Annotated in this window: 23 protein-coding genes; 1 reads left to right on the top strand and 22 read right to left on the bottom strand. The window is 56.0% G+C overall.

Annotated features, from left to right (window positions below):
- Positions 1–176 precede the first annotated feature (176 nt).
- The gene (locus EOB36_RS13020) at positions 177–1,679 is read left to right on the top strand and encodes a glycosyltransferase family 39 protein (RefSeq protein WP_164897511.1); all 1,503 of its coding nucleotides are present in this window, start codon (positions 177–179) and stop codon (positions 1,677–1,679) included.
- 124 nt (positions 1,680–1,803) lie between these two features.
- Here the strand turns inward: EOB36_RS13020 and EOB36_RS13015 are convergent, their stop codons facing one another.
- From EOB36_RS13015 to EOB36_RS12920, 22 genes are all read right to left on the bottom strand, one after another.
- Positions 1,804–2,607, bottom strand: a complete 804-nt coding sequence (locus EOB36_RS13015) for a glycosyltransferase family 2 protein (protein WP_128284986.1) — start codon at positions 2,605–2,607, stop codon at positions 1,804–1,806.
- A 107-nt stretch (positions 2,608–2,714) separates the two neighbouring features.
- Positions 2,715–4,220, bottom strand: coding sequence for an ABC transporter ATP-binding protein (locus tag EOB36_RS13010; protein ID WP_128284985.1), 1,506 nt, complete (start codon positions 4,218–4,220; stop codon positions 2,715–2,717).
- The gene (locus EOB36_RS13005) at positions 4,210–4,989 is read right to left on the bottom strand and encodes an ABC transporter permease (RefSeq protein ID WP_095486112.1); all 780 of its coding nucleotides are present in this window, start codon (positions 4,987–4,989) and stop codon (positions 4,210–4,212) included. The genes EOB36_RS13010 and EOB36_RS13005 overlap by 11 nt, the downstream gene beginning before the upstream one ends.
- A gap of 144 nt (positions 4,990–5,133) precedes the next feature.
- Positions 5,134–6,825 carry a rhamnan synthesis F family protein gene (locus EOB36_RS13000; RefSeq protein WP_164897510.1) on the bottom strand — a complete coding sequence of 564 codons (1,692 nt, stop codon included), beginning with the start codon at positions 6,823–6,825 and terminating at the stop codon, positions 5,134–5,136.
- Complete coding sequence (locus EOB36_RS12995; protein WP_206637163.1) at positions 6,818–9,469, bottom strand: glycoside hydrolase family 99-like domain-containing protein; 2,652 nt, start codon at positions 9,467–9,469, stop codon at positions 6,818–6,820. The genes EOB36_RS13000 and EOB36_RS12995 overlap by 8 nt, the downstream gene beginning before the upstream one ends.
- Positions 9,466–10,374 (bottom strand): dTDP-4-dehydrorhamnose reductase, encoded by a 909-nt coding sequence (gene rfbD, locus EOB36_RS12990; RefSeq protein ID WP_095486114.1) that lies wholly within the window; start codon positions 10,372–10,374, stop codon positions 9,466–9,468. Before rfbD ends, EOB36_RS12995 begins: the two co-directional genes overlap by 4 nt.
- Positions 10,371–11,441, bottom strand: a complete 1,071-nt coding sequence (gene rfbB, locus EOB36_RS12985) for a dTDP-glucose 4,6-dehydratase (RefSeq protein WP_127204431.1) — start codon at positions 11,439–11,441, stop codon at positions 10,371–10,373. Before rfbB ends, rfbD begins: the two co-directional genes overlap by 4 nt.
- A gap of 25 nt (positions 11,442–11,466) precedes the next feature.
- The gene (gene rfbC, locus EOB36_RS12980) at positions 11,467–12,021 is read right to left on the bottom strand and encodes a dTDP-4-dehydrorhamnose 3,5-epimerase (RefSeq protein WP_095486116.1); all 555 of its coding nucleotides are present in this window, start codon (positions 12,019–12,021) and stop codon (positions 11,467–11,469) included.
- Positions 12,022–12,903 carry a glucose-1-phosphate thymidylyltransferase RfbA gene (gene rfbA / locus EOB36_RS12975; protein WP_126103181.1) on the bottom strand — a complete coding sequence of 294 codons (882 nt, stop codon included), beginning with the start codon at positions 12,901–12,903 and terminating at the stop codon, positions 12,022–12,024.
- Between the two features lie 43 nt (positions 12,904–12,946).
- Positions 12,947–14,335, bottom strand: coding sequence for an O-antigen ligase family protein (locus EOB36_RS12970; RefSeq protein WP_126103182.1), 1,389 nt, complete (start codon positions 14,333–14,335; stop codon positions 12,947–12,949).
- Entirely contained in the window at positions 14,332–15,591 is a 1,260-nt protein-coding gene (locus EOB36_RS12965) for a hypothetical protein (RefSeq protein ID WP_164547022.1), read from the bottom strand. The genes EOB36_RS12970 and EOB36_RS12965 overlap by 4 nt, the downstream gene beginning before the upstream one ends.
- Positions 15,479–17,860: a polysaccharide biosynthesis tyrosine autokinase gene (locus EOB36_RS12960; protein WP_128284983.1), complete on the bottom strand. Its 2,382-nt coding sequence runs from the start codon at positions 17,858–17,860 to the stop codon at positions 15,479–15,481. Before EOB36_RS12960 ends, EOB36_RS12965 begins: the two co-directional genes overlap by 113 nt.
- 56 nt (positions 17,861–17,916) lie before the next feature.
- A complete protein-coding gene (locus EOB36_RS12955; RefSeq protein ID WP_095486120.1) occupies positions 17,917–18,696 on the bottom strand; it encodes a polysaccharide biosynthesis/export family protein in 780 nt (259 codons plus the stop codon).
- Positions 18,696–19,505: a CpsB/CapC family capsule biosynthesis tyrosine phosphatase gene (locus tag EOB36_RS12950; RefSeq protein WP_095486121.1), complete on the bottom strand. Its 810-nt coding sequence runs from the start codon at positions 19,503–19,505 to the stop codon at positions 18,696–18,698. The genes EOB36_RS12955 and EOB36_RS12950 overlap by 1 nt, the downstream gene beginning before the upstream one ends.
- Positions 19,502–19,630, bottom strand: a complete 129-nt coding sequence (locus EOB36_RS35740) for a hypothetical protein (protein WP_280953374.1) — start codon at positions 19,628–19,630, stop codon at positions 19,502–19,504. The genes EOB36_RS12950 and EOB36_RS35740 overlap by 4 nt, the downstream gene beginning before the upstream one ends.
- 1 nt (position 19,631) lies before the next feature.
- Entirely contained in the window at positions 19,632–19,772 is a 141-nt protein-coding gene (locus EOB36_RS34370; RefSeq protein WP_158302598.1) for a hypothetical protein, read from the bottom strand.
- A 108-nt stretch (positions 19,773–19,880) separates the two neighbouring features.
- Positions 19,881–20,387, bottom strand: a complete 507-nt coding sequence (locus EOB36_RS12945) for a hypothetical protein (RefSeq protein WP_095486122.1) — start codon at positions 20,385–20,387, stop codon at positions 19,881–19,883.
- A gap of 372 nt (positions 20,388–20,759) precedes the next feature.
- On the bottom strand, positions 20,760–21,233 hold the full coding sequence (locus tag EOB36_RS12940; RefSeq protein ID WP_095486123.1) for a hypothetical protein: 474 nt from the start codon (positions 21,231–21,233) through the stop codon (positions 20,760–20,762).
- Between the two features lie 49 nt (positions 21,234–21,282).
- The gene (locus tag EOB36_RS12935; protein WP_095486124.1) at positions 21,283–23,523 is read right to left on the bottom strand and encodes a mannose-1-phosphate guanylyltransferase/mannose-6-phosphate isomerase; all 2,241 of its coding nucleotides are present in this window, start codon (positions 23,521–23,523) and stop codon (positions 21,283–21,285) included.
- The gene (locus EOB36_RS12930; RefSeq protein WP_126103186.1) at positions 23,520–24,695 is read right to left on the bottom strand and encodes a glycosyltransferase family 1 protein; all 1,176 of its coding nucleotides are present in this window, start codon (positions 24,693–24,695) and stop codon (positions 23,520–23,522) included. The genes EOB36_RS12935 and EOB36_RS12930 overlap by 4 nt, the downstream gene beginning before the upstream one ends.
- A complete protein-coding gene (locus EOB36_RS12925; RefSeq protein WP_158302599.1) occupies positions 24,692–25,729 on the bottom strand; it encodes an SDR family oxidoreductase in 1,038 nt (345 codons plus the stop codon). The genes EOB36_RS12930 and EOB36_RS12925 overlap by 4 nt, the downstream gene beginning before the upstream one ends.
- The gene (locus EOB36_RS12920; protein WP_128284982.1) at positions 25,671–26,510 is read right to left on the bottom strand and encodes a class I SAM-dependent methyltransferase; all 840 of its coding nucleotides are present in this window, start codon (positions 26,508–26,510) and stop codon (positions 25,671–25,673) included. Before EOB36_RS12920 ends, EOB36_RS12925 begins: the two co-directional genes overlap by 59 nt.
- Positions 26,511–26,578: the final 68 nt, after the last annotated feature.

Raw genomic sequence — 26,578 nt, 5'->3', positions numbered from 1 at the left:
CGGTTGTATCGCATACTGCGGAGCCGCAGTCATCGCCAGCGATTTTTTTGAAGCCTAGTCTATGTGGCCGAGCGGGGCGGTATTGATAAGTCAACTCCGTGGTCTACAAACAGCATCGGGATTGGCCTGGTGGCCGGTTTATTCACAAAACCCGCACGATGCATCAGAGGTTGGGCATGGCATTCGTCGCGGCATGGCGACTCAAGGCGACGGGCTCATCGGGATGTTATGTCTCCTTTGAGCTTTTGTCCGCAACCTTAGCAGTTGCGGCAATCTCCGCATTGCTGGCTTTTCACAACATCGACTTTCCGTTCGGTGTCCATCCCGACGAAGCCATCAAAGTGGGATTTGCCTTTGGACAACCCGACAATTACCGCCATCCACCACTGCTGATCGTATTGGCGCGGTTTGCAGCATGGCTCGATGGTGCCGTGCATGACCGGGATTTTCGCTTGGCTGGCCGGACCGTCTGTGCATTTGCTTCCGTCGCGGCGAGCGTCCTCTTTTATCTCGTCTTGCGACGATATGCGGACAAGCTCAACGCTTTCCTGTGGGGTTGCGTTTTTGCGGCGTCACCGGCCATCACAATCCACGCGCACTACTTCAAAGAAGACGCAGTTCTTATTTTCGCGATCTGCATGGGATTGCACGCGCTTGTGCGACTGAGAGAGCGCACCGACAGCGTCGACCTTCTTTATTTCGGGTTCGCATTGGGGCTCGCAATCACGGCCAAGTATGTCGGAGTCGCCAACAGTTTGGTGCTGTTCGTTGTGGCGATCACATATTGCAAACTGGAGTGGAGACAAGCCGCGATCGTTGCCGCAGTCGGCGCACTGACCGTTCTGGCTGTCTATGCCGCGTCGCTTTTGACCGAAACCGGCAGCGGGCTTTCGACCATACTCCGAGGCTTCGTTATTGAACTAAACCATGTTGAAGAAGGGCACGATCTGAAAGAGTGGTTTTTCGAGGGCTACGGGCTGACTCACTTCCGTTATCACCTGATTCCCAGCCTCACGGTGCCGACGACCGTCATCTCATTGGGAGCAATCGCCATCGCTATTCTTGGCGATCGCAACAGGGCTGTCGCCGCTTTCGCGGGCGCGGCCATTGCGTGGCTTTTCATGCTCGAGCTCTCGCCGCTCAAGATCATAGGCTCCATGCGTTATGTTTTGCCCGTGGTAATCTATCTGCTTCTGGCGGCCGGCATTGCCTGCTCCAAAGCGATAGCGCCCAGGTCGCATTGGATGAGCGCCGGCCTGGGGCTTCTGGCCATGGCCGCCAGTTCTCATGCCAGCATCGAGTACACCGGATCTATGAGCAGGGAAAATGATACCCGCTTCGCAGCGATGCGTTTTCTCGAAACCCGGGGCATTACCCGTTTCTTTGCGGATTATTTAATGGGAGAGCCGGCACCCGAGACACGGGACTATCGAGATTTGTCGTCGGTCGACTATCTCGTATCGCAGAGATTTACACGGTATCTGCGCGGCGGAGATTTGAGCGAGCAACCCCAACTTACCTACGTGCTGGCCGGCATGTTTCGGTGTCTCGACGGCCATGTCGCGGCGCAGTTCTCAAAATTGTACGGCGACTACGCATACGTGGCACCCACCGTGAAGATTTATGATCTGCGGCAAGCGCGATCCTGCATCCCGGATCCTGCCGAAATTGGACCTTGATCAGTCTGGTTTGCACCGGTTCGCTACGAAGGGTCGAAGCGTGCCAAAGCATTAAACACGACAGCATTAATACAGAATGAGGACAGAAATCAATAAAATCGAGATGGTGTCACTTCTGCCGACATCACAAGATACTTGAAAATGAATCTTCAACAATTGTCCCATCTGATAAATACATGCTTAAATCGTTGTCACCCACGAAAAAAGATGTGTACTCGTTCTCAATAGCGCCGTCGTCCTTGAGCGCCAGCCAGCGACGGATATGCCAGGATGTATTAGGATGCGCGTCCCGCTCCTGCCGGAATCTTGCCCTTGCCTGTTCGAGCTTCGCCAGGAAATGATCATATGTGCGAACAGGGAAATGGCGAATCAGAGCGTTGTCAGAGACTGCACGTTCGCCAATTTCGTGTTCGATGCTGTGATTCCCACGAGCAATGGAACGCAGTCCCCGCAAAGGGAAGAGCATTTTTCCGGGCATCCTTCGAAGCATAATTGGCAATTGAGTTGGAAGTGGCCTAGCCACCCTGTGGCGTGCAGCAAGGAGCGGGTTCTTAGCAAATTCAGAAAGCTCAGCTTTCAGCGGCACCATATTGTGCCTTGGGCACATCAAAGGGCATTGCAGTTCATCTGCAATTTCCTTGAAGGTTGATCCTAATCCTGAAATGAACTCGTCGGCATCCAGACTTATCGCAAGATCTATCCCTCTTTGAGATAGGCATTCCGCCAAACGTCCCGCCCATACATCCTGCCTATAGTCGGTGTTCTCCTCGGAGAGAATCGTCATTGGAATATCTTTTGAAAGGTCCTCAATTATATCCCGAGTTCCATCGGTGGATAGATTGTCAATTATCCCAAAGTAATCAAATCCCTGACTTGCATGAAATCTCAAATTCTTTTCAATGACGTCGGCCTCGTCCCGCACGATCATTATCAAACCTAGAGTTCTCACTATTCTATTTTCTCGATTTGATTCTATCAAAATGACTTCGATCGCGGGAAAGCGCCAAATCAATCAAAAGACGTCCCGGCATTTTTCTAAGCTCTTTCGGCAACATCATCTTCAGACGAAATCGTGAGCATGGGCTCCAGGTTGAGATAGCCTATTGCAAGCAGATCTGGCTCAGGCGAAACGCGAAAAAGCTCGGCGTCCACAACCCTATGCATCGTGTAGGTTTCACCTGCAACTGTGCCGGTTACCTCGCAATTTGCGACATAGGTTCCCGGGAGAAATCTACAGTCAAATTCGAACCGTACGTGGCGCGTTGTCGTCTTCGATACCGACCTCAACTGCGATCCGGGTGTACGATTGCTATTGGCGCCGCCAAGGCCAACACCATTGAGCAACTTGATGAACATTCCAAACCCAACATTGTTGGCTTCTGCCGAGAAATCTACAAAGTATTCAAATACATAGCGTTTTCCAAGCTGTAGAGTATTCACACGCTCTCCAGCGAATGTGAGAATCCGGATATCACGGATACGGGCACCTCGTTCTTCCAGATGAATAACTGACTGCGACACAAGCGCCGGATCGAAGTGCTCTGCATATTTGACCATCTGAACTTGATCTTGAATTCGAGGCAGCGAAGGTCCAGCCTCTTGGCCAGAGTTTGGCAACGAATCCGTGGTTATCTCGTCCCCATCGGCAGCCGGGGTTGTTTGTTGAACCAATATCCCCGTTTGAGTGGGATTCAGATCTGGCATTCCTACAATGGCCGCGCGGACCTCGCCGGCCGCCTGGGTACTCGCATTCACCAGTCGCTGGTATTGGTTGACCACCGCCTTCGGGGCCCCTTCGAATATCTTCTCGCCGACATCAATTAGCATGGCTCGCGTGCACAATTGAACGATCGTCGATGCGCCGTGGCTGACGAACAGGATGGTGCCTCCCCTGTCCTTGATCTGCTCGATGCGGGTGAAGCATTTGCGCTGGAACGCCTCGTCGCCCACGGCAAGCGCTTCGTCCACCACCAGAATATCCGGGTCGACATTGATCGCGGTGGCAAATGCTAGCCGCACATACATGCCTGAAGAATAGGTCCTCACCGGCTGATCAATGAAGGGGCCGATGTCGGCGAAGCGTGCAATGTCGTCGAAGCGCCACTCCATCTCCTTGTGCGGCACGCCAAGGATGGAAGCATTGAGGAAGACGTTCTCGCGACCAGTGAACTCGGGATTGAAGCCGGCGCCAAGTTCGAGCAGTGCGGCGACGCGACCGTTGACCTCGACCGAACCGCTGGTCGGCTGCAGCGTGCCGCAGACAATCTGCAACAGGGTCGACTTGCCGGAGCCGTTGCGACCGATGATGCCGACTGTCTCGCCATGACCGATCTCGAACGAGACACCTGACAAGGCAGCGAAATCGCGAAAATAGCGGCGCGGCGGACGACCGACCAGCCGCTCAAGCCGCGGCACCACCATCTGCTTGAAGCGATCCTCCGGCCGCTCGAACATGACATAGTGTTTCGACACATCGCGCACGCGGATGGCGACATCCGAACCGTGGTCGCCACCTTCTACGCCCGATTTATCAGAGAACATCGGCAAAGCCCCTGCGGGTCTTCTGGAAAAATTCATAACCTAGAAACGCTACCGCGGCCGACACCAGTGAGTAATAGCCAAGCGCTGTCCAGTTCGGCTGTATACCGAAGATGACCACATCACGAAAACTCTCGACGGGAATCGCGAGCGGGTTGAGCGAAAGCCAAGGTTGCAGCCATGTCGGCAGCGACGTCCTCTGAAAGAACACCGGCGATAAGAACATCGTCGCCGTCACCAGCGGCGCCACGATCTGGCTCATGTCGCGAAAATAGACGCCAACCGATGCTAACATCCAGGCGATGCCGAGCACGAGAACAATCAGCGGTGCGAACACTACCGGCGCCAATACCACCGTCAGCGGGATTTTGCCGAACACGATGTAGGCAAAAACGAGCAGCACCAGAAGGCTGACGGCCGCATGGAACAAGGCCGCGCCGGCCGAAACCACGGGCAAGATCTGGATCGGGAAGATAATCTTCTTGACGTAGTTGACGTTGGCGACAATTAGCCCGGACGCCAGCGACACCACCTCTGCAAAAAACTGGAATACGATCAGTCCGCAAAACAAGATGACCGCAAACTCGCCGGTCGAATGCGTGGCATTCTGCTGGTCAGGGGTCGTCCAGTGCGATTTCAACACCACGCCGAAAACGAATGTGTAGACGGCCAGCATGAACAGCGGATTGAGGAGCGACCATAAAAGGCCGAGCACCGAACCACGGTACCGCCCGGCGATCTCGCGACGGATGAGAGAGAGAATCAATGTCATGACGTCCTTTTTTCATCTCCCTCCTGGCGACCAGAAGGTCCCTAAAGCCAGCGAACTGTTGTGCTCGTTCAGGTCGGGAACAGTAAGCCCATGTCCCCAGCTTTCCTGATAACCCAAGCCGCCCACGACGCTTTAACAACCGCGTCACAATACAGGCACGTCGTTCTCGACTGAGGAATACCTATGGATTTCCTGTCCTTGAAGGATGACGCTCGATGCAACAAAACCTTGGCTCCGCGCGATCGGGCAGAACGTCCTCTCGATCGCATGGGCGAGGGTGCCGTCTTGCTGACCGTTTTCCATTTCGAAAGTGAGGCTCGCTTCGGGAATCACTCTCAACGGCGCAAGTGCCTGCGGCACAAACCAAAACATCGAACCGGCAAAAAATCCCAGCTCAAAATTCTCGTCGGAATCGAAAATAGTCATCTCTTGGAGCAACCGGCGCATCGTCTGACGATTTGCACCCCAGAACCGATCATTGGTTAGATAATATCGATGTGGGCCGACGATGCCGACTTCGCCGGTTCTGAGCAATTTTATGGATCTTAGTACCGTCAATGAATCGCCTGCAACAGACCGGTACAACCTATCTCTCCAAACGACTCCATTGGCGCTATACGTACTCATCTTGGAATGGATTTTTAAGACCGCTTTATATCGGTCAAGCACACCGCTTCGATAAACCGAAATGAACGGACCAACATCCCGACCTCTATTCTCCGAGCAGTAAATTGAAATGCTCTGAGCCAAACAGCAGAATGTTGAGAATATCTTTGGGCAGTCGGCTTCAGCCGAAGTCGTCACATAGAGATCGAATGGAGCAACAATGTTTTGTAACAATCGATGAATATCATCGATCATTTCAATATAGTAAAGATGTAGGACTACCGCGACATCAACCTGCCCAGCCCTCGTCTTCCGCCACTGCGCCAATTTTGCTGACGGAATAGGTCTTCTATCAATCTTAAGGGCAGAAAGGTTGTCACTCCCACGCGCATAGCTAGCTCGGCTACGTCCAACCATTTCTTGTACCGAACCAAGGCGCTCTCTCTCGCAAAATTCATCGACGAAACCCAAGTCGATTTGATGGGGGTTCTCCCTTAAAACCTCAAGCTTCACATAGCCCAATTCGCGTGCAACAAGCCCCGCCAGATGGTGCACGGGATTAAAGTTCTGAATTGGCGGCGTTGCACTAGAAACGACATCTAGCTTGTCGGCATACTGCTTCTTGTCGCCTTCGCTCCAGCCATGGCTAGCGTCTTCAATTTGCTCAAGGGACGGCTGTAAGAGAGTTGTAACCACAGCATCATTACGTCTTAGCTCCGAGGATAAACCGAGCTCAAACTTCAGAATTGTGTCGATTTTTGAGTTAGTTGGCTCTATACTGTTCATGAATGCTATAAACCAAGGTCGCCTAAGAATAGTCGATCCTAAAAATAACAAATACGACTGAACATGCCAAGAAAACTGCAAAGACTCGGTCGCCCCAACCACATCATGGGCAGAACCCAACTCGGACATCCTACTTAACGCACGCCTAAAAACATCGCGTGATAGGATTACAAAGCTGGAATTTATCAGCAATATGTTGCCGACTTCCCAATTTTCTAACGCGTAAGTCAATCCAACGCGGTAGCTATAGAAATCATATCCAAAATTAGGGCGCCTTATTATTGTGAGATTATGTAAGTTTTCTATCAGATCGAGAGCAATTTTGCTAGTCGTCACAAGAACGACTCTGTCAAAGAACCCACAGAGAGAACTCAATAGGTCAAAAAAATTGGGTTCGACGCGATCATTTACATCGAAGTGAGCAACAACGGCTACGCTATCCACTGTAACCACGTCCCTTCTGCCGCAAACGACGATATAGATATCTGGCCATGGCATGCAGTGTTGGAGACTGTCGAAGTACCGCTGATGCTCTTTCGGCTATTCGGCCGGGAGGTCGAATATTTAGAAAAATCTCCTTAGGTATGGGGGTACTCGAAATCTCCCCGTGGTTGGTCATTGCCACAAGCCGATCGAATAAACGCGATCGAGCTGCATCAATCCCGACAGGTTCGCTGGCTGGGTGAAAGAACTTCACCCGAAGCGTTTCTTCCAGATATGAGAGGCCCCATTGCTGGTCGGGTTCCAGATAGCACCCTTCACCCCATTCATTCCACGCGTTGACAAAGATAAGGCGATTGTCAGGTTCAGCATGATCCTGCCTGGCTTGAAAGCGTAAGAAGCGAAGCCACTCACCAAATAGTTTAGGCGTTGAGTTAACAATTATCGTCGGGTTGTTCTGTCGGCGCGCAGTATTGTCCCAACCTGGAATGATAGCCCTAAACATTTTGAAGGATGGCCTCAGGCGATTGGCGCTTTGGGCGATCATTTTTCGATAGTCAACGATACCGCCAGAGAAGTTGGGATTTGTAATAGCGGGAAATTCAGACGGGTGATTCTGAGGTCCGTTAAATTTGTGTGGCGGAAACTCGACCAGCGAGTCGGCCCCAACTTCTTCGGGTGCGGATATGTCGTAGAAGTCGACCACGCAAATATGGAGGCCTGGAAATCCATGAGCGGTGACACGATCACGCCATATAGAAAACCAGCGTTGGGGGTTCGGTATCTCTTTGGCCCGATAAACTACCAACAGAGGCGCACCGTCAATTTTGATATATCTTTGGTCACCGAAGTAAGCCAGCATCCCGTCGATAAATGCTTCGGCATCTCCTTCGGCATACTTTTGCTCGAGCAAGACATTTTTCGTGTCGCCATCCCAAGCACGCGTCCAATTTTCATTGGCCCAGCACATGCAAAATTTGAAATCTAAATCACTTTCTAAAAATAGATTGGCAGGCGTTTCCAGTACCCTTCTGCCGCTGAACCAATAGTGATAAAAGCAAAACCCATGCAATCCGTATAGCTTTGCAATTTCCACCTGTTCCCGCATGGTATTCGGGTGGGTAAGATCGTAGTATCCCAAATCACGGGGAATTTTTGGCTGATTGTGGCCAACGAAGTTTGGAGTGGCTCTGGCAACATTTGTCCACTCTGTGAACCCTGGCCCCCACCATTCAGAATTTTCGTCTATTCGATGAAATTGAGGCAGGTAAAAAGCTATTAATTTGGAATCATCTTCTTCGATATTTACTGTTTCTTGCTCTTCCGGAATTTTGGAAAAGGCCTCGAACGAAGCTGAGTGATTGCCGGCTTCGTGTGCGGAACTCGACAATTCGCCGTTTGATCGAATTTCGAGCGCTAGTTTTTCGGTCTTAAAATTCTGTATTTGATAATTTAGATCAAACACTAGGTTTTGATTTTTTTGAAGTTCGCGCGTTAGATAGTTTGATTCCTCCGTCAAACGTAGAAAATCCGCGCGCTCCTCTGTTAGTTGCGCGGCCAACACCTGAACTTCTGAATCTTTTTGCCTTTGCTCAGATGTCAGTCTCGCTATCTCGTCTTCGCGCTGTTCGATTAATTGCCGCTGGGCGGTGTTTTCTCGATTGAGCACCTGAAGACGCGCATCAAGTTCAGGGAAGAATGCATCGCCGAAGACGGGAGCGACCGCATCAAACTCAGCTTTGATGCGGTCCAGAATTGCCATGGCCGTGGCATCATTGGCATGTATCTCCAGAGCCTTGAGTGCAGAGTAAGCATCTTTCACCCAGTTCCCGATGCGCTCGTCCGCCAAGAGCATGCCGTCACTCGCTACGTGGTGCTGGTGATCGGTTGAAATATGGGCGTCGACTTCAGCGGCGGCTTCCTCGATTGGCCGTGGCCAGACAAGATCGAGCGCAGTACCGATCTTTTCTAGGGCCAGTCGCCAATTTTGTACCATCCCCTCGTAGGATACGAACACGCGCGGCGCCCCGCGCGTCGAACACTCGGCTTCCAATTCATGGCGAAGCCAAAGCAGCGCACCGAACCCCAGCGTTGACCCGCCCCGTTTGCCCAGCGAGGCGATGACCGCAAGCGGATTGCGACTTGCAAGCACGTATCGCTGATCGATTTTCATCGACTTCAAGACGTCCGCATACAGCGGCACGAAACGCGAGATGCGCGGCTCCTTAAGCACCAGGAGCGGTGCGTTGCCATATTCCTCGTCGATCAACCGTGCGATCTCGGCCCGATAGAGTCGGGCACGCGCCTTCGACAGGTCGCTCAGATCGAAAGCCCGCCAGTCATCCCATCGGCTGCCAGCCTCGGCCAGCATCCGGTCATGGAGTTCCATAAGCCGCAGCGGCTCCCAGTGGCCTGTTTCGTTGGTTGGATTGGCGCCGAGCATATTCTTCGGTAACCCGGCGCCGAGCAGGCTGATCGCCCTGGTCAGTGCACTGGTGCCGGAACGGTGCATGCCGAGCACCATAATACAGGTGCGCTTGGCGGCGGTCGGTTTGGCTTTGGCTCGCGCCTTCGCCGCTGCTTTGTCGGCGGCACGTGGCGCGGGCGTCGCACTACGCAAATTTTCCGGAGATGGTTGCTTGTTCATGCTGTCAATGTCTGTCTCGTCTCTCCGATCAGAAGACGACGGACCACCTCTTTCGTCGATTCTCGCCATTCCGGCGCCGTCCATCCGAACTCGGACGTGAATTTCGTCCTCGCTAGGCGAGAATTCGCCGGGCGCTGCGCCTTGGTCGGATAATCCACAGTGGCGATATCCCTCACCCGCGCATAGGGGCCACCAAACGCCTGGCTTGTGTCCAGGATATGACGGGCAAAGCCGCTCCAGTTGGTCTCGCCGGTTCCAGCCAGATGATAGACACCGTATGAGGCAAAGTCCTTGTTTCCATGCAGCATCGCCGCGACATGCAAGATCGCGTCAGCGATATCAAGCGCCGAAGTGGGATTTCCCCACTGGTCGGCCACCACCGCTAACTCGTCGCGATCGGCAGCGAGGCGCAGCATCGTCTTGACAAAATTCCTGCCAAACGGGCTGTAGACCCATGCCGTGCGCAGGATGAGATGGCGCGGATTGGCCTTGGCGACCGCCTGCTCGCCGGCGAGCTTCGAGGCGCCGTACACGCTGCGCGGAGCGGGCTCGTCTTCTTCTACATAAGCCCCCTCGCCGCTCCCATCGAAGACATAATCGGTCGACAGATGGATCACCGGTGCACCGATCCGTGCTGCAGCCGCGGCGACATGGCCGGCGCCGATGCCGTTAACGGCGAAGGCAAGGTCCGGTTCGTCCTCAGCCTGGTCGACGGCGGTGTAAGCGGCGGCGGACACGACCAGGTCGGGTCGGGTAGCCACAAGCGCCCGTTCGATCGTCTCCGGCTTCGCCAGATCGAGTTCAGGCCTGCCGAGGGTGACGACCTCGACATCCGGGTGCGTGCGCGCACGCTCGACAAGGCTGCTGACAACCTGGCCCTCGCGTCCGGTGACGACAAGCCTCACGCGGCGCCCTTCCGCGCTTCGCCCAACCGCTCGCCGGCGTACTGCTCGCGTCGGATCGGACCCCACCACCACTCGTTCTGAAGATACCAGTCCACCGTCCTGGCGAGGCCGCTGTCGAAGGTCTCGCGCGGCGTCCAGCCGAGATCACGCTCGATCTTCGAAGCGTCGATTGCGTAGCGCCGGTCATGGCCCGGGCGGTCGGCGACGAAGGTGATGAGATCGCGATAGCGTCGGCCGGCAGAACGCGGCCGCCTGCTGTCGAGGATGTCGCAGATCGCCTCGACCACCGCCAGATTGGTACGTTCCGAGCCGCCGCCGATATTGTAGCTCTCGCCAACCGCCCCCTGGGTCGCGACCATCGCCAAGGCGCGCGCATGGTCCTCGACGAAAAGCCAGTCGCGCACGTTCGCGCCGGCGCCATAGACCGGCAACGGTTTTTCGTCGAGCGCGTTCAATATGACGAGCGGGATCAGCTTTTCGGGGAAATGGAACGGACCGTAATTGTTCGAACAGTTCGACAGGACGACCGGTAGGCCGTAGGTGTCATGCCATGCACGCACCAAATGGTCGGATGCGGCCTTCGACGCCGAATAGGGCGAAGACGGTGCATAGGGCGACTGTTCGGTGAAGATGCCGTTGTCGAAGGGCAGATCGCCGAACACCTCGTCGGTCGAAACATGATGGAAACGAAAACGGCTTTTCTTCTCGTCGGGAAGTCTGCGCCAATATTCCAGGGCCGAATTGAGCATTCGGTAAGTTCCCACGATGTTGGTCTCGATGAACGCGCCCGGCCCGTCGATCGACCGGTCGACATGGCTTTCGGCGGCAAGATGCATGATGACGTCGATGTCGTCGTGGTGCAGCACTTCCAGAATCGTCCTGTCGTCACAGATATCGGCGTGCACGAATCTGTAGTTGTGCGCGTTTTCGATCGGCCGCAACGAGGCGAGGTTTCCCGCATAGGTGAGCTTGTCGATGTTGGTCACCCGGTAGGCCGGATTGCCGCACAAATGCCGGCACACCGCCGAGCCGATGAAGCCGGCACCTCCAGTCACCAGAAAATTCATGCCGCTCTCCTCACGTAAACGTCTTTCACACAAACACCTCGGCGGCGGCGAGCGGCGGCGCCTTGAGGTCCTTGTCCGAAAGTTGAAATCCGCCTGATAGCGATGGCCATTCGACGCCGATGGCGGGATCGTCGAAACGGATCGATCGGTCATGTTCCGGCGAATAGGTGTCGGTGACCTTATACAGCACCTCGGTGTCCGGCACGAGCGTGACGAAACCGTGCGCAAAGCCTTGCGGCACCAAAATTTGATTGCCTTTTTCGGCGGAGATATCGAGGGCCACCCATTTTCCGAATGTCTTCGAACTGCGGCGAATATCGACCGCAACGTCAAGAATCCTGCCGCGGATAACGCGCAGCAGCTTGTCCTGGGCACGCGGGGGAAGCTGATAGTGAAGCCCCCTCAACACACCCGCGGCAGCGGAATAGGAGTGGTTGTCCTGCACGAAACGCAGATCGATACCGGCGTCTGAAAACCGCTCGACGTTGTAGGTCTCGACAAAGAACCCCCGCGTGTCGCCGAACCGCTTCGGGATGATCTCCAGCACGCCGTCGAGGCCGAGGGGCCTGATCTCCAACACCTAGTTCTCCGTCAACTCGATGACGCGCTTGCGCAAATAGGCGGCATATTCATTCTTTCCCAGGCGGGTGGCGCGCTGCAGAACCTTGTCCGCCGTCAGCCAGCCCTGCTCGAAGGCGATTTCTTCCGGGCAGGCAACCTTGATACCTTGACGATGCTCGATCGTGCGCACGAAGGAAGAGGCTTCATGCAGGCTGTCATGGGTGCCGGTGTCGAGCCACGCATAGCCGCGGCCGAGTTGGTGAACCTGCAACTGCCCGCGTTCCAGGTATACGTTGTTGACCGCCGTGATCTCGAGCTCGCCACGCTCCGAAGGTCGGATCGTCGGGGCTATATTCACGACATCATTGTCGTAAAAATAGAGGCCGGTGATGGCCCAATTCGACTTCGGTGCCTGCGGTTTTTCCTCGATCGTCAAAGCGGAGCCGCTGATCTTGTCGAACGAAACCACGCCATAGCGTTGCGGATCCTCGACATGGTAGGCGAACACCGAGGCGCCGCTTTTGCGCGAAGCTGCCGTGCGGCAGAGCTGCGACAGCCCTTCGCCGAAATAGATGTTATCGCCGAGGATCATCGAGACGCTGTCATTGCCGATGAAGTCACGGCCAATGATGAAGGCTTCAGCAAGGCCGTTGGGATGCGGCTGCTCAGCATAGGACAGATCAAGCCCGAACTCTGAGCCGTCGCCGAGCAGATCCCGAAAAACCGGCAGGTCGCGCGGGGTCGAGATGACCAGAACCTCGCGGATTCCCGCCAGCATCAGGACGCTCAGCGGATAGTAGATCATCGGCTTGTCGTATATCGGCAGGATTTGCTTAGAGACCGCCAGTGTCAGCGGATAGAGCCGGGTTCCGCTGCCCCCAGCCAAGATAATGCCTTTCAACAAGCTCTCCTAAAAACCGCCTTCGCTCCCCAGCCGACGCAACTTATTCGTGTTTATGTTTCGCGCGTTCGTGCTTATGTTTCACGCGGCGGCTTGTCAATCTTGGCTTACGTTGGGACGAAGTTTCGATTGGAACAAACAATTTGTCACCGTTGTGGTCGATCTCGATCAATTCGTTCTTCTGGGCCAAACGGTCTGAAAATCCCTTATGGAAGATGATGGCGTTCATAAAGGCAAACGTCATTGCAAGCGCTTCGGTCCGCAACGGATAATCAACCAGTGAATGGATGAGAAGAAAAGACACCGAGAGAAACGCCGCCTTTTGAAGTGGGTCGCGGCGAATTCTAGTAAACGCCATCAAAAGAATTACGAAATAAAGCACCATCAGCAGAATGGCGAGAGCTCCACCTTCGAAGGCTATTTCAAGATACTCATTATGGGCGTGATTGACGTATTGCTTAAAAATCATCTCTTCTTTTTCGTATATCTGATAAGCCTTTTGAAAATTCCCAAACCCAACGCCAGTAGCCCAATTCTCTTTGATTCCTTCGACAGTGGTACGCGCAAATTCTCCTCGCCCGAAATCCGGATCAACCGCCTCGGCATCGATCTTTGTCCACGCGCCCATGGTGTAGACCGAAAGCGCAATGAAAATCAGCAGGATGCCGAATCCACTCGCCTTGGAACGCGCTGAAAGAAAGACGATGGACAGTACGGTGATCGCCAGTCCAATCAGAACACCGGCGCGCGAACCGGCGGCCAAAAGAAGCAGCAAAAGCGTGACCAGCCCGAGCGATCCGGACAAAAGATGTCCGCGGAACAGACCATAATAAACGACGAAGGGGATAGAAACAAAAAGTAATGCCGCAAAATGATTCTCGTTGGCAAAAAGCCCGGCGTTGATCGTGAAAGGCAACAATCCCTCTATGGCGATGTCGTCGGAGAGCGAATATTGAATCGCGCCTGCCAAGCCGTTACAGATAACACCCATAAAAAAGAACGGCAGAAGCCCGTGCACCTGCTCGACGCGCAAACGCAATACGCTCAAAAAAAATGCCGCCGCCGCCACCAGATACAACAGACATTCAATCGTCCGTCCAACTCCGACGCTGACGAAGCGAAAACGAGTTTCTCCAACCAGCCCGGAATCTGCGAGCAACAGCTCTGGTCGCAATCCACTGAAAATCGCCGCAGGCAGCGGGACAATTTGCAAAATCACCAACGCCACAGCGAAGATAAGCAGCCACAGAACAGAATGGGGGACCCTCTGGCCAGAGGTCTGTGAAAAGACAGCCGCCGCCGAGACAATTGCCGCGATCTCAATCAGCGTGTCCGTATAGAGGCCGTTTGCAGTGCCACCGCCGAACAAAAGCGATATAAACAGAACCGATCCGAGGAGATATTTATCCCATTCCGATGGCCGGTCGCTCAAGATGAAAGTCTCTCGATGCTCAATTTGTGCATTATCAACGTACCGACATATCGAAAGCGCCAGCTCTCGGCGATGGCGGCAGTTTCCAGCTTCAACAATTGCATGGGGCACCCAGCCGGTCCAACCGAAAAATCCTGACTGAGCGCTTGGCGGTTGTATGTACCCTCCGGAATATTGAGACGCGCTATTTCGCCGGTCGGCCCCACACATCTGATCGACCAGAACAACTCCTTTGGCAGCTTCAAGTTTCTCGCAGACGCAGCGAGAGAAATTTTATAGGAGCCTGGAGGCAGTTCTATATATTGCTGAAGAGCTGTGTTCTTGACGGGCGTGTTTAGGAAGCGGACCGTCGCTCCACCCTCACCTTCGACCGCATCTTGAGATGATAGAAACGTAACTTCCAGGCCCGACTGATTGCCGACCTGCCAGTCAAAAGGCTTACCGCTGGACACAGGCTCAAATGTGCTGTTGAAAATGTACCCGCCCAGCTTTCGTTCTTGATCGGACAGGCTGAAAAGAAACAACCGATACGCTTGTTCATATTCTTTCTGTCGAATATGGCCGGAGATCACATAGGACAATTCGCTTGAGTTTGGTGGCACGCTTGACCCAATCAAATCGAGCAGCAGCCGATTTGCGAAATCGAGCCCGTCGGGCGTTTTGCCCAGCTCGACCAACAGCTTGGCTCTCCAGGGCGGCGCGGCCCTGATGGCCGCCAGTACAGCCTGGTATCCATCGGGGTTCGAGAGGATTGTCGGCAGCCCCTCGGCGATCGCCGGAAATTGATCTGGCCATCGCCGCAGCAAAATATCGATCTCGCCAACAGCCTTTGACAGATCGCCTGTTTCGATCGAGCGGCCGATCGACCTCTGGAGCGCGTGGATTTCAGTCTTGGATAAATTTCGAGCCTGATCGAAAAATTCATAGGCTTGGACTTTGTCACCTTGTCGGTACTTGATCTCGCCGATCAGGCTGTAGAGACGTGCGTCCGCAAGGTCAAAGCGAAGCGCGCTTTCGGCCTTGGCAAGCAATGCGTCGAGATCGGGAGCGGTGCTTGTATCGTTCAGGTCGTTGGTAATTTCGCCTATCAGGGCATTGACGTTCAGCGGATCCAGCGCAAGGGAAACGGTTGGCGTTTCGGTTTCAAGAAATCGACTTAGCCCGATCGACGAAGCCGCCAACACCAGAACGGATGCGACGAACCAAACGCCTGAACGCCGGAGATTTTGCATAAGCGGGCTGGTCTGCTCCGTCATCGACTTTGCCCTCAATTTTCGGGGTACCCGTGCCGTAGTCGTAATACTGATAGTTCATATACTTGTAGCCGTAGTTGTAATCGAACTTGTTCACTGCAAACTTCGACATCGCCGCTCCGACCACGTTCGCGCCGGCAGCTCGCAGGCGTTTCAACGCCGTCTTCGCCGACTTGCGCGTCACCTGATTGGTAGAGATGACCATCAATGTGCCCTCGGCAAGCCGGCTGAGGATGGGCGCATCTGAAAGGCCGACGACCGGTGGGGCATCGATTATGACAAGATCGAAGCGCTTGCCGAGATTCGTGATGATCAGTGCCATCTTCGGTGAAGAAAGCAGGTCAGCGGGGTTCGGCGGGATCGTTCCAGAGGTCAGAACGGTCACATTAGGATATTTCGTCGCCCTGAAAATGCTTGCCAGATCTTCCTTGCGGACGGTGTTCGTCAGGAGGTTGCTCAGTCCGATTGTGTTGTCGAGACCAAACAGCCGATGAAGATTGGGCTTTCGAAGATCGCCGTCGACAATGAGAACCCTTGCACCGAGCGCCGCAAAATCCTGCCCGAGCTTGAACGAGGTGGTCGACTTGCCTTCCGAGGGTTCCGAACTCGTGACCAGCAGCGATCGCGGCGCACCTTCGGCGCCGGAGAACTGCAACGACGTTCGAAGCGAACGGTAGGCTTCGGATAGTCCGGATTTCTGATCGGCGATGCTGGCTATGAGTTCCCGGTCATCGACAAGCGGCAAGATGCCGAGCATCGCCAATCCCAATTCCTTTTCGACCTGCTCAGGATTGGTGAAGGTGTTGTTCAACAACTCGATGATATAGATAATTGACGCGCTCAGAGCCATGAAAAGAAACAGAGCGATTGCAAGACTAATTGTCAATCGTGGAGAATAAGGGCTGCCAGGCTGTGTTGCGAAATCCACGATTGCGGCACTTTGTGACTTGAGCTCTGAGCTGACGCCAACCTCGTTCAGCTTGGTAATAAGGCTGTCATACTGAGACCTATTGGAATCAACCTCGCGCTTCAGGATCGTGTATTTGATATTTTTGTCGTTGAAGATAACCTGCTGCATCTCCATCTCGGCGAGCTTTGACTTAAGGTCGGCTTCCTTGTTCTGAGCTTCCTGGTATTTCTGTCGCAGCGAATCGGTTATAGTCAAAACGCCATTGTTATAAAGCCGTTGCAGCTCCTTGATCTGCGACTGAAGCTGCTGCATTTCCGGAAAACCGGGTTTCAATATGCCCAATTTTTGTTGATACTGGCTGGTCAAATCGGCCAGTTTATCGCTGAGCTTCTGCAGACCTTCGCTTTCCAAGACCGGGCCAAGGCTTGCGCCGCGACCTTTGTCGATTTGTTCCACCACCCGGCCGGCATCGAGACGTTCCTGGATTGCTGTCGCGAGCGCCGTGTTCAAAGCCTCGATGTTCGATCCAATCAGCGACTTTTCGTCGCCGGTTATGGTGATGCCAACATCCTTTGCGTAAGCGACGAGTTCCTCCTCCGACTTCTGCAGCTTTTGCTTGACCTGCAAAACCTGTTCCTGAATGAATTGCCGTGCCAGGTCTGAGGTTTCGCTGGTCTGATCGAGGCGCTGGTCGATAAAACTCTGCGCAACCTGATTGGCTATATCACTTGCATATTTCGGTTTCTGGTCGGCAAACGTAATCGACAGCAGGCTGGTGTTGGGGACCAAATTGACTGTGAGGTCACCTCGAACGCGACCGATTGCAATCTGCTCACGTTCCTCCGGGGTTGTCTCTTCAATGGAAGGCGATTTGGAAATTCCGAACGCACGATAGAAAATATTGCTAAGCGAGAAGTTCGGGGTCGGAAACAGGAAATCCGGCTTTTCGCTAAGCCCTAGTTTGAAAACCACGCGCTGCGCCAAAGCCCGGCTTTTCAGCTTTTCCCGGGCGGTTTCAAAGACCAGATAGGCGTCGCTGGCTTCAGAAACCACTTCAATGTCCTTGAAGACCTTGGCCGAAGGAACCAGCACTTCCAATTGTGCTGTTGCCCGATATTTTGGCGTCTGCATCATGGTAACGATGACGCCGGCGACAAGCCCGCCGGCTACCATCATGACGATCAGCCACCGATACTGGACAACGTAAAAAAGCAGCTTGAGCGGATTGAAGCCCTCGTCCTGCTCCGAGTAATCGCGGCCGTAGGGGCTATAGTTTTGCGCGCCGTCATAATACAGGTCGGCGGACAGGGCTTGGCCGTGTCCTGGGCCTGCAATTTGATGCTGTCTGTTACGATCGAGCATGGTGCGACATGATCCTGGGGTTTGTCTGTGTTCCGAAAATTCCGACCAGCTGCAATTTATAGTCCCGGGACCACCGCAAGTCTCGCTGCGCTTGATGCAACTCCGAGAGCGTCTTTGAGATTGTTCATCGCAATTTTCGATTTCGAGGCGAAGACGACAACCTTGTCACCACCGTAGATGCGTGGATTGCGGCTCTTGCCAGCACGAATCTCCTCCACATTGTAATTTGCGACCAACGTGTTTGGGCCAATAGTGCGGTAGACAAAGACCTTTTTTGCATCTCCAACATTATTAAACCCTCCGGCAAGGGCGATCGCATCGATGAGAGAAGAATTGCTCGATACCGGAAAGATACCGGCCCTGGCAACTTCGCCGTCGACGGTAATGCGCTGTCCGATCGATTCCTTGACGAAAACCGACACATCGGGCGACTGCAGATAGTTGGCGCCGTATGCCGTTTCGATTTCCTGCTCCAACTGACGGACGGTCTTTCCCGCCGCGGCGACGGTGCCGATAAGTGGAAGCGAAATTTGCCCGCCGGCGTCGACTTGAACGGTTCTGTTCAGATTGTCGACCTGGAACACATTCACCTCGAGCACGTCGTTCGGAGACAAAGGCTGCTCGCTGCCGTTCTGGGTGTTTTGCGGCGCAGGCAGGTCCTTTACGACCTGCAGGGCACCGCCGCCCGAAAGCGGCGCAGAGGTTGAAGTCAATTGCAGCGCATCGACCGAAGCCGGTGTCGTTGACGAGGTGCTTGTGCAGGCAGACATCGTGAGCGAAGCGAGCAAGACACACATCGTGCCCATACAGCCTTTTGCGAAATGAAAAACGCCCATCACGCCGTCCCACCCTTCAACAAGCGACCCAATCCCGCAAAGCGACCGACGTTGCCGGGGCTTGGTTTTTTTGCGTGTGCCTTTCCGACCGGCTCGAGGTGCCGATTCGCCAATATTTCGCCTGGACGTTTGAACACCATATTGCGGGCCTCATCTTCCCCACATCGCTTCGCGGCAGCAGCGACTGCCTGCGAGAGCCCAGGACGCCGGCGAGTGGCGCCATGAGTGTCGGATGCGATAATATCTACCCTGCCTTCGTCAATCAGCTTTTCCGAATAGTAAAGTGCCGTGCGCCCAAAAGCACCAACAATCGAGTCTGCCGTAAGCTGAACAAGGCAGCCCATTGCATTCAACCTCTCGACAACGTCGTAATTTGCCTTGATCCAGGTCAGCCGCTCAGGATGGGTAAGAATCGGGACGAACCCGGCATTTACGAGACGTAGAGCAAGATCTTCCAGCCTTGGCGGTAAAACGTGATGCGGCGGTTCGAATAGAAAATAGCGAGACCTGTTTAACGTCGGCACATCGCCGAGAGCCAATTGCTCCGGAAGATCGGGCGCTACATGAACGTCGGCGCCGACATAAAGAGCGAGCGGTATTTCGGCCCGGCGCAGCGCCTGCTCCAGCCCTTGAACAGCTCGGGCAATATTTGCTGATCCGTTTTCATACATGCCTGGCACGATATGAGGCGTGCACGCCATATGGGTCGTTCCGTCTGCCACGGCCAGCCGCGCCATTTCCAGCGATTCAGCAAGACTGCGCGAGCCGTCATCAAGACCGGGCAAGATATGGGAATGCAGGTCGATCATTGACGTTTGTGGCCGCACTGAAGCAACGTGACATTTTCTCCCGGATAATAGGCAAATGCGCCACCCGCACGATAGCGAATGACGCATTTATCAAATTCATGCAATGCTTTAGCTGCCAGATTCAAGCTATTCGCCGACGGCGCTGCCGTCATCGTGCAAGCGAATGATCAGCGTTGCCGCGCCACCTGTCACGGTGCGAGTTCGCCCAAGACGAACCGCACCCAGCTCCAACTCAAGCAATAGAGCGGTATGGTTGACGAGTTTCATCAATACCCCGGCTCCAGCCGGCGCGCTAAGCCCAAGGCACAGAGGGCACCGGCGACACAATCGCAGCAGAGGCAGTCACATGCCTTTGCTGCGATTGTCCTGTTGCGCCTAACGGCTCACGCCGTCGTCGTCATCCTGCGTTGCAGCCAGAATACCGGCGGCGGCAGCCATACCACCGAAAATGAATAGCGGAGTGTTGGACCGGTTGCCGCCCGGGGGAATCTGACCCGTATACTCAGAGCTAACGGCGGCTGCCGTCTGCTCAGAGCCCACAACTTTCAGGCAGATATTGTTCTCGACACGAGAAATGTCGAGGCTTGAATTAGCCGGCACATCTAGGTTGCAGCCACCGACCTTGACGGAAGCCGATCCCTTGGCTCCGACCACTACGCGGCTGCCGAAATCCAGCGCATTTCCAGCTTTGGCCGGGCCATAGCCGGCGGCTTGCGAAACCATTACGTCACCATTGGCGTGCCCGATGGAACCAATCGAATTCGCCGCTCCCTGGTAAGGGGTCGTACAGGTGCATGGCGTGTCCTGAGCGAAAGACGAAACCGAGCCGAAGCCGATTGAGGCGACAAATCCGGCCAACGCAATTTTTACAGTAAGGTTCATTCGTTTCGATCCTTTTTTCCCGCCGTACCTCGTCCCGCCCAAGTACCAAGGTATTGAACAAGCGCGTAACAGCTTTTTGCTTTGATTCCAACCTGCTTCGCAGGTGCGAGATGACTTTTTGGTTCCGCTGTGTTTCATCGGACACACTCACGTGGCAGATTTGAATTTAGCATTTTAGCGCCGGCCCATCTGGAAATTGTCGGAAAGTCAGGTCTATTTCTTGGGCCCTGATGACCGCCAATCGCGCCGTGCTTCGTACAGGGATTATGAGTCGACTCTGTTTGACTTGGGGGCGTCATCGCGCATCCTGCCTTTCGTTTTATGACAGTCGCGATCCATGGGAATGCGAGGGGCAGTTAGGGAACCCGTGAGCTACGAACCCGACAAGCAAGATTTGTAGATCGGACCTGCCTGCGCAGGCTGACCGCACAAGATGCCGTTCTCGGCAAGCTTCGCCGCCAAATCCGTGCCATCGGACGTGAGGCATTGCACAACGATGGCATCACCAAACTTTGAGGCGACATTGCCGTCGCAAGGCGTCCCCGTGCCGACCGGTTTGCAGGTCAGGGCGAGCCCTTGGTAATCCCGGCGCGCCGCCTCCGTTACCATCGCACGCATAGATCGCGGCTTGGTAAACGCCACGCCGCACAACACAATCTTGCGGCCACCGACGCGAAGATCATCGACCGCCTGGATGGAAAGCTTGCCATCAAACGGCTCAAGCGCCGCTTGCGGCCTAGGGGGTTGCGAACGAACAGGCGTCCCTTTTTTCACGATGATGGCAAAGAAGCCAATCGCAAACGCCAAGGCAACGAGTGCCAGCAAGCCTATTTTCTTGAACGACAAAAATTCTCACTCCCGCCGTGGCCAAGCACGCGTCTCTCCGTCAATCGCTCTACCGAGATTCGCCGACCGTGCTGTCGAGATACTGGGTCAGCGCACAGACCAGATGGTAGAAGATGCTTGCCGGTACATCGCTCGCCAGCGAGCGCCCCCGCTCGTCGATGCGGTCTATCCACAGGCCGAGCGGCGCCGGATTGATGTGCCAACGGAACAGGCGACCGACACGTGCTTCGATCTCCGGCTTGAGGTCGGGACCGCCCGAACCGTCCAGTGCAATCGCTGCTTTGATTGCTTCGGCCTGCGGCCAACTGCGCGAGACAAGGTCGAGCGGCAGGCCTTGCCGCGAGACGGCGCCATAGGCGAGGCCGGTGGCGCGATTGAGGCCGTTGGCGATGGCCGAGGCATAGAGCTTTCTGGCAAAGCTGGTTAGTTCGCTCTGGCCGGTGCGCCCTGCGAAGTCGACCAGCAGCGAAGCCCATTCGAAATGGTGGCCGGGTTCCGTCCATCCGCCTTTCTCGCCCTCCGCCGGGCTCCACTCGGCGTCGAAATATTCGCCCAACGTCCAGCTTTCCGGATCGAAGAAATGGCTGCGAAACAGATCGACGATGCGCGCGGCGCGGCGAAGATAGGCGAGATCGCCGGTCGCTTGATGCCAGGCCAGGAAAGCCTCGAGCAGATGCATGTGTGGGTTGGAGCGGCGTTCGCCCGCGCCGCTCGACGTTTCGAGAAAGCCGGTCATGCGGTGATCCTCGAGATGCGCGTCGAGAAACGAAAACGTTTCTTCGCCAAGCCGCAATGCATCGGCATTGCCGACCATATGGGCATGCGCCAGCGCAAGGAGCACGCAGGAATGATCGTAGGCATCCTCTGTGGCATCGGCGACCGTGCCATCGACATTAAGCGTGCGCACCCAGCCGCCATTGTCGGTGCGGCCGTTCCTGTTCATGAATTCGATGCCGTGGCTGATCAACCTGTCGGCGGGCCCATCCCAGCCGCGCGCCTTGGCGACAGCGAAGGCGTAGACTTGCCTGGCCATGGTGCGCATGCGCTTAGGCTTCATCAGCGGTGTGGCGTCAAAGCCGAGTGCCTCGTGGAAACCGCCATGGCGCTCGTCGACACCGACCGTGGACCATAGCGGCACCGTCTCTTCAAACAGCCAGTGGTGAACGCGGCGCCGCCAAGCGCCGCTTTCGATCACGCGGTCGTCGGCGGGCGTGAACCTGGTTTCAAGCCGACCGCTCTTTTCGAGCTGCTCTACAATCTTCTTGACGTTCTGGCTGCGGCTGACCGGGGCGACGAAGGTGGCGTCGGCGGTCGAGACGATGGCAACGTCCTTCAGGCCGATGGCCGACAGCAAGCGACTGTCGCTGCGGATGTAGGAGTTCTCGCAGTCGATGGCGACGACGTCGCCGACGATGACGTTGCCCTCTTCGTCGGAGGGACCGACATCGAGCAGTGATTGCCAGGAACCGAGATCGTTCCAGCGGAAGCCGGCCGGTACCATGGCGATGTGACTGGCGCGCTCCATGATCGCGTAGTCGATCGACGTCGAGGGAATGGCGGCGTAGAGCTCCAGAGGCATATAGAGACCGGAAAGATCTGATGTCGCTGCCTGGTAGGCAATTTCGGTGGCATTCCATATCTCGGGCTCGAAAGCCGTGAAAGCGTCGCGCATGGCGCTGGCACGAAACAGGAAGATGCCAGTGTTCCAGTAGAAGTTACCGGCCGCCAGATAGCTTTGCGCGGTCGCGAGGTCCGGTTTCTCGACAAAACGCGAGACATCGCAGATGCCATCCTTCTCGCCGGCGACCTCGATATAGCCGTAGCCGGTCTCCGGCTGGCTAGGCTTGATGCCGAACACCACCAGCCGGCCCGCGCGCGCCGCACCGGCGCCGTTTTCCACGCTCTGCCAGAATTGCCGTGCGGTAGTGATCTCATGATCGGACGGCACCACCAGCACCAGGCTGTCGCCATATTCGGACAAGGTGCGCAGCGTCGCCAAGGCAACGGCGGCGGCAGTGTTGCGGCCGGTCGGCTCGAACAAGGGGCCGCCGCCGGAAAGGTCGAGGCCGGCGAGGTCGGCATGGACGCGGTCGGCGTGCCGCTCCGAGGCAATCAGGAAAATCGGCGTTTCACCATCCGGCCGCGCCGTCAACCGGCGCAACGTCTTGGCCAGCATCGAGCCATCGCCCGAAAAGTCATGGAACTGCTTGGGATTGTCCTCGCGCGACAGCGGCCACAGCCGTGAGCCAACGCCGCCGCTCATGACAAAACTGACGATCCGTTCGGTCATTGGGTGACACCTCTGACATTTTCAAACAAAGCAAGGAGCGCTGCCGCGTAGTCTCGGCGGCGCATTTGTTGCCGACCCTGCAGCACGGCGACACTATCGCGGGCTAAGCGTGGGCGCTGCCCGGCCTCCAGGAGTCGCTGCGCCAGCGCTTCTGCACTATCGGGTGCGAAGAAGAGCGATTCCGGCGCCTGCTCGCGATGCAGCGGAATGTCGGACAGCAGCATCGGCGTTCCCAGCGACTTCGCTTCCTCGACCGTGGTTGACCACCCCTCGAAGTGCGAAGGGTTCAGGAGATAGTCCGCGGCTCCGATCAGGGCGACGACATCGTCATAGGGAATCAATCCGAGGTGTCGAAAATGGCTTCCGAGCCGGTGCGTTTCCGCAAGCTCCATCATGCGCTTGAACAATGTCGGGTCGCGCGGATCGGTGGTGCGCCCCGTGAGGATTATCGGCGGCAAGGAGTCCAGCGCCCCCATTTGGCCTATATGCCTCAACGCCTCTATGACCAGCCTATGGTTCTTGTGGATCCAAAACTGGTTGGGGAGGAAGAAGAAACGCGCAGGCAGACCATGTGCCTGTCGCGCCTCATCGGCGCGCGCCAGGATGGCACCGGGATCGAGGTCGATAGCGAAACGCACGACAGCGGTCTTGTTGCGCGAGGCTGGATAGAATGTTTCGCAGTCCGCCAGCGCATCCCCACTCGATAGCATTATCGTACGATTTCCGGACGTCTGCAGGCGATAGCCGAGATCCCTGCGCCACCAGGCGCTACGCGGAAAGAGTTGCGGCAGGCGCCGGTGCTGGAAATCCGGGATCCAGGAAACAACCGGTACTGGAAACCGGTTCCCGAACCACTGGGCGACTTCAAACACAACATCGATGCCTTGCGCAGCGACAAGGTCCGCGAAGGCACGATCCCTTCCGCCAGCAAGTGCGATCAGCCCTCGCCTGCCGAGCCCGGCGCCCATGACCCGGTCATCAATAATAGCGGGTGCAGCCAACATATGATCGAAGGACGCGCCAATGCTTGAATGCTGCTCGGGTGTAAGAAACAGTTTCGCCTGCACCTTACCACGCAGCTCGGAGGCGATAACGCTCAACATGTTGCGTAGATAGGATTCGCCGCCTGACCAAGTTCCGCGGCCGATGAGAGTGAAACCGACGGTAATCAAGGCGCGGCGCGCCGCTGACGACCGACAGGCTCGGCGAGAACGTCGGCGCGATACCAATCGACGTAGCCTGCAATACCCTTGCTGAGCGGCACCTGCAACTGAAGCCCCTCCGGGACGCCGGACGGATCCGAGATCAGATTGACAGGGTCGCCCCGCCGGGACTCACCAGAAAACGAGAGGCGATGGTTCCCTCCCCAGGCCTTCAAAATCATGCTGGAAATCGTGCTGACGGACGCAGCTGCGCCCGCACCGCCATTATAGATGGCGAAGCGCGGTTCGCCGGCAGGCAAAATGCGATGGATCAAACGCACGACATCCGAGACATGGTGCCAATCCCTCATTTCCGTACCCGTGCCGCCAAGCACAATGTCGGTTTCGCCTGCCGCGAGCCTGCCGCAGAGATCCCAGAGCAGCTGCTTGCGCAATCCTTCGCCATAGACCGAAAAGAGGCGAGCCACCGAGACCGGCTGGCCGTATGCGGCACAATATGACCGGCCAAGCTCCTCGACCATGCGTTTGTGATAGCCATACGGAGAATAGGGATCGAGCGCCGCGTCGACCCTGATCGAACCGGCATGCCCGCCGCCATAGACCGCAGCCGAGGATGCAAGAACGACAGGTGCATCGGGTGCGTGGCGGCGCAAGAAATCAAGCACACGAGCCGCAGAGACAACACTTTGTTCAAAGTCCTTCAGGGGATCGGCAATTGACTGGCCGACCGTTGCGCCACCCGCCAAATGATACACGGCTGCTGGGCGGCCATGCGCCGCCAGAGCCGCATCCAGCGTTTCCACGGTCACCCCGCCCGAAAGAAAGGCGCCGTGGGTTGCCATAGCAAACTCGGGTGCTTCTTTTCGACCGAAGCCAATGACGTGGCAGCCCTTTTGAGCAAGGAAACGAGCGAGGTGCAGGCCGATAAAACCGCCGGCTCCAGTCACCCAGACAGGCTTAGCCTCTTGTGATTGTGTCAAGAAATCAGTCCTTCCCGTGCTTATGGCAAAGGAAAGAGACCAGGCGCCCGGGCCGGCGGTCAACCGACGCGGCGACCCTGGCGACGACACCAAAGGGAACAGGCGAAAGAGCCAGGCGAACAACCGGGGAGAACGGGCCAAAGATTTTGGCGAGCCTCTCGCGAATCTCAGATGGTGTCATTGGGTCATAATTCACGACGGACTGGAATGAGTTCAATTCGCGGTCGATCGTCAGCCCGGCCTCCTGGATTGCAGCGCGGTAGGCCGCCAGCGTAAAGGCGTTCTCTCCACCATAGAGGTGATGAAGCGGGTGAGCGCGCAGAAAAGGCTCGAGTTGCTGCGGCCCGGAGACAACATGGTCGCGCAACGACAGGATCGTCGCGCCTTCGCGAGAGAGACGCGCCATTTCGCGGCAGAAAGCCGGAAGATCATGGGCGTGATGAAGCACCTGCCGTGCGACGACCAAATCATAGCCTGCCGCGGATAACGGGATCGCCTCACCGAACGCTTCGATCACGTCGATCGGCGTGCCTGTCCTTTCGGCAAGAGTCCGGATCGCAGCGGCGCCTACGAGTGCGCTCGGATCGGGCTCGACAGCGGTTACGGACCACCCCTCGCGCGCCAAGGCATAGGAGAGAATGCCGTTGCCGGCGCCAAGATCGAGAGCACGGCCCGCCTTGCGCGGGATCATGCTGCGAACCGCGTCGAACTCCGCGCTTTGGTGATAGCGCTGTGCGGCCACAACCGGATCGTCAAAATAGGCGGCGCGGGCGAGCTCTTTCATCGAAGGCTCGCTCATGCACCAGCGGACGGCGTCTTCCCAATTCATGGCCGCTTCACGCATCGAGAGAACCCAAATGCTGGATCATCCGCGCCGGATTTCCGGCGACAACTGCGTAAGGCGGCATGTTC

This window comes from Mesorhizobium sp. M6A.T.Cr.TU.017.01.1.1, assembly GCF_004023115.1.
GTDB lineage: Bacteria > Pseudomonadota > Alphaproteobacteria > Rhizobiales > Rhizobiaceae > Mesorhizobium > Mesorhizobium mediterraneum.
Note: the sequence above shows the minus strand (reverse complement) of the source record. Positions and strands in the feature narration are given on the sequence as shown.

Coding starts and splice junctions, on each gene's coding strand:
- EOB36_RS13020 (WP_164897511.1), top strand. CDS start 177: ATGGCATTCGTCGCGGCATGGCGACTCAAGGCGACGGGCTCATCGGGA.
- EOB36_RS13015 (WP_128284986.1), bottom strand. CDS start 2,607: ATGATCGTGCGGGACGAGGCCGACGTCATTGAAAAGAATTTGAGATTT.
- EOB36_RS13010 (WP_128284985.1), bottom strand. CDS start 4,220: ATGTTCTCTGATAAATCGGGCGTAGAAGGTGGCGACCACGGTTCGGAT.
- EOB36_RS13005 (WP_095486112.1), bottom strand. CDS start 4,989: ATGACATTGATTCTCTCTCTCATCCGTCGCGAGATCGCCGGGCGGTAC.
- EOB36_RS12995 (WP_206637163.1), bottom strand. CDS start 9,469: ATGAACAAGCAACCATCTCCGGAAAATTTGCGTAGTGCGACGCCCGCG.
- rfbB (WP_127204431.1), bottom strand. CDS start 11,441: ATGAATTTTCTGGTGACTGGAGGTGCCGGCTTCATCGGCTCGGCGGTG.
- EOB36_RS12965 (WP_164547022.1), bottom strand. CDS start 15,591: ATGACGGAGCAGACCAGCCCGCTTATGCAAAATCTCCGGCGTTCAGGC.
- EOB36_RS12960 (WP_128284983.1), bottom strand. CDS start 17,860: ATGCTCGATCGTAACAGACAGCATCAAATTGCAGGCCCAGGACACGGC.
- EOB36_RS12955 (WP_095486120.1), bottom strand. CDS start 18,696: ATGGGCGTTTTTCATTTCGCAAAAGGCTGTATGGGCACGATGTGTGTC.
- EOB36_RS12950 (WP_095486121.1), bottom strand. CDS start 19,505: ATGATCGACCTGCATTCCCATATCTTGCCCGGTCTTGATGACGGCTCG.
- EOB36_RS34370 (WP_158302598.1), bottom strand. CDS start 19,772: ATGAAACTCGTCAACCATACCGCTCTATTGCTTGAGTTGGAGCTGGGT.
- EOB36_RS12945 (WP_095486122.1), bottom strand. CDS start 20,387: ATGAACCTTACTGTAAAAATTGCGTTGGCCGGATTTGTCGCCTCAATC.
- EOB36_RS12935 (WP_095486124.1), bottom strand. CDS start 23,523: ATGACCGAACGGATCGTCAGTTTTGTCATGAGCGGCGGCGTTGGCTCA.
- EOB36_RS12920 (WP_128284982.1), bottom strand. CDS start 26,510: ATGCGTGAAGCGGCCATGAATTGGGAAGACGCCGTCCGCTGGTGCATG.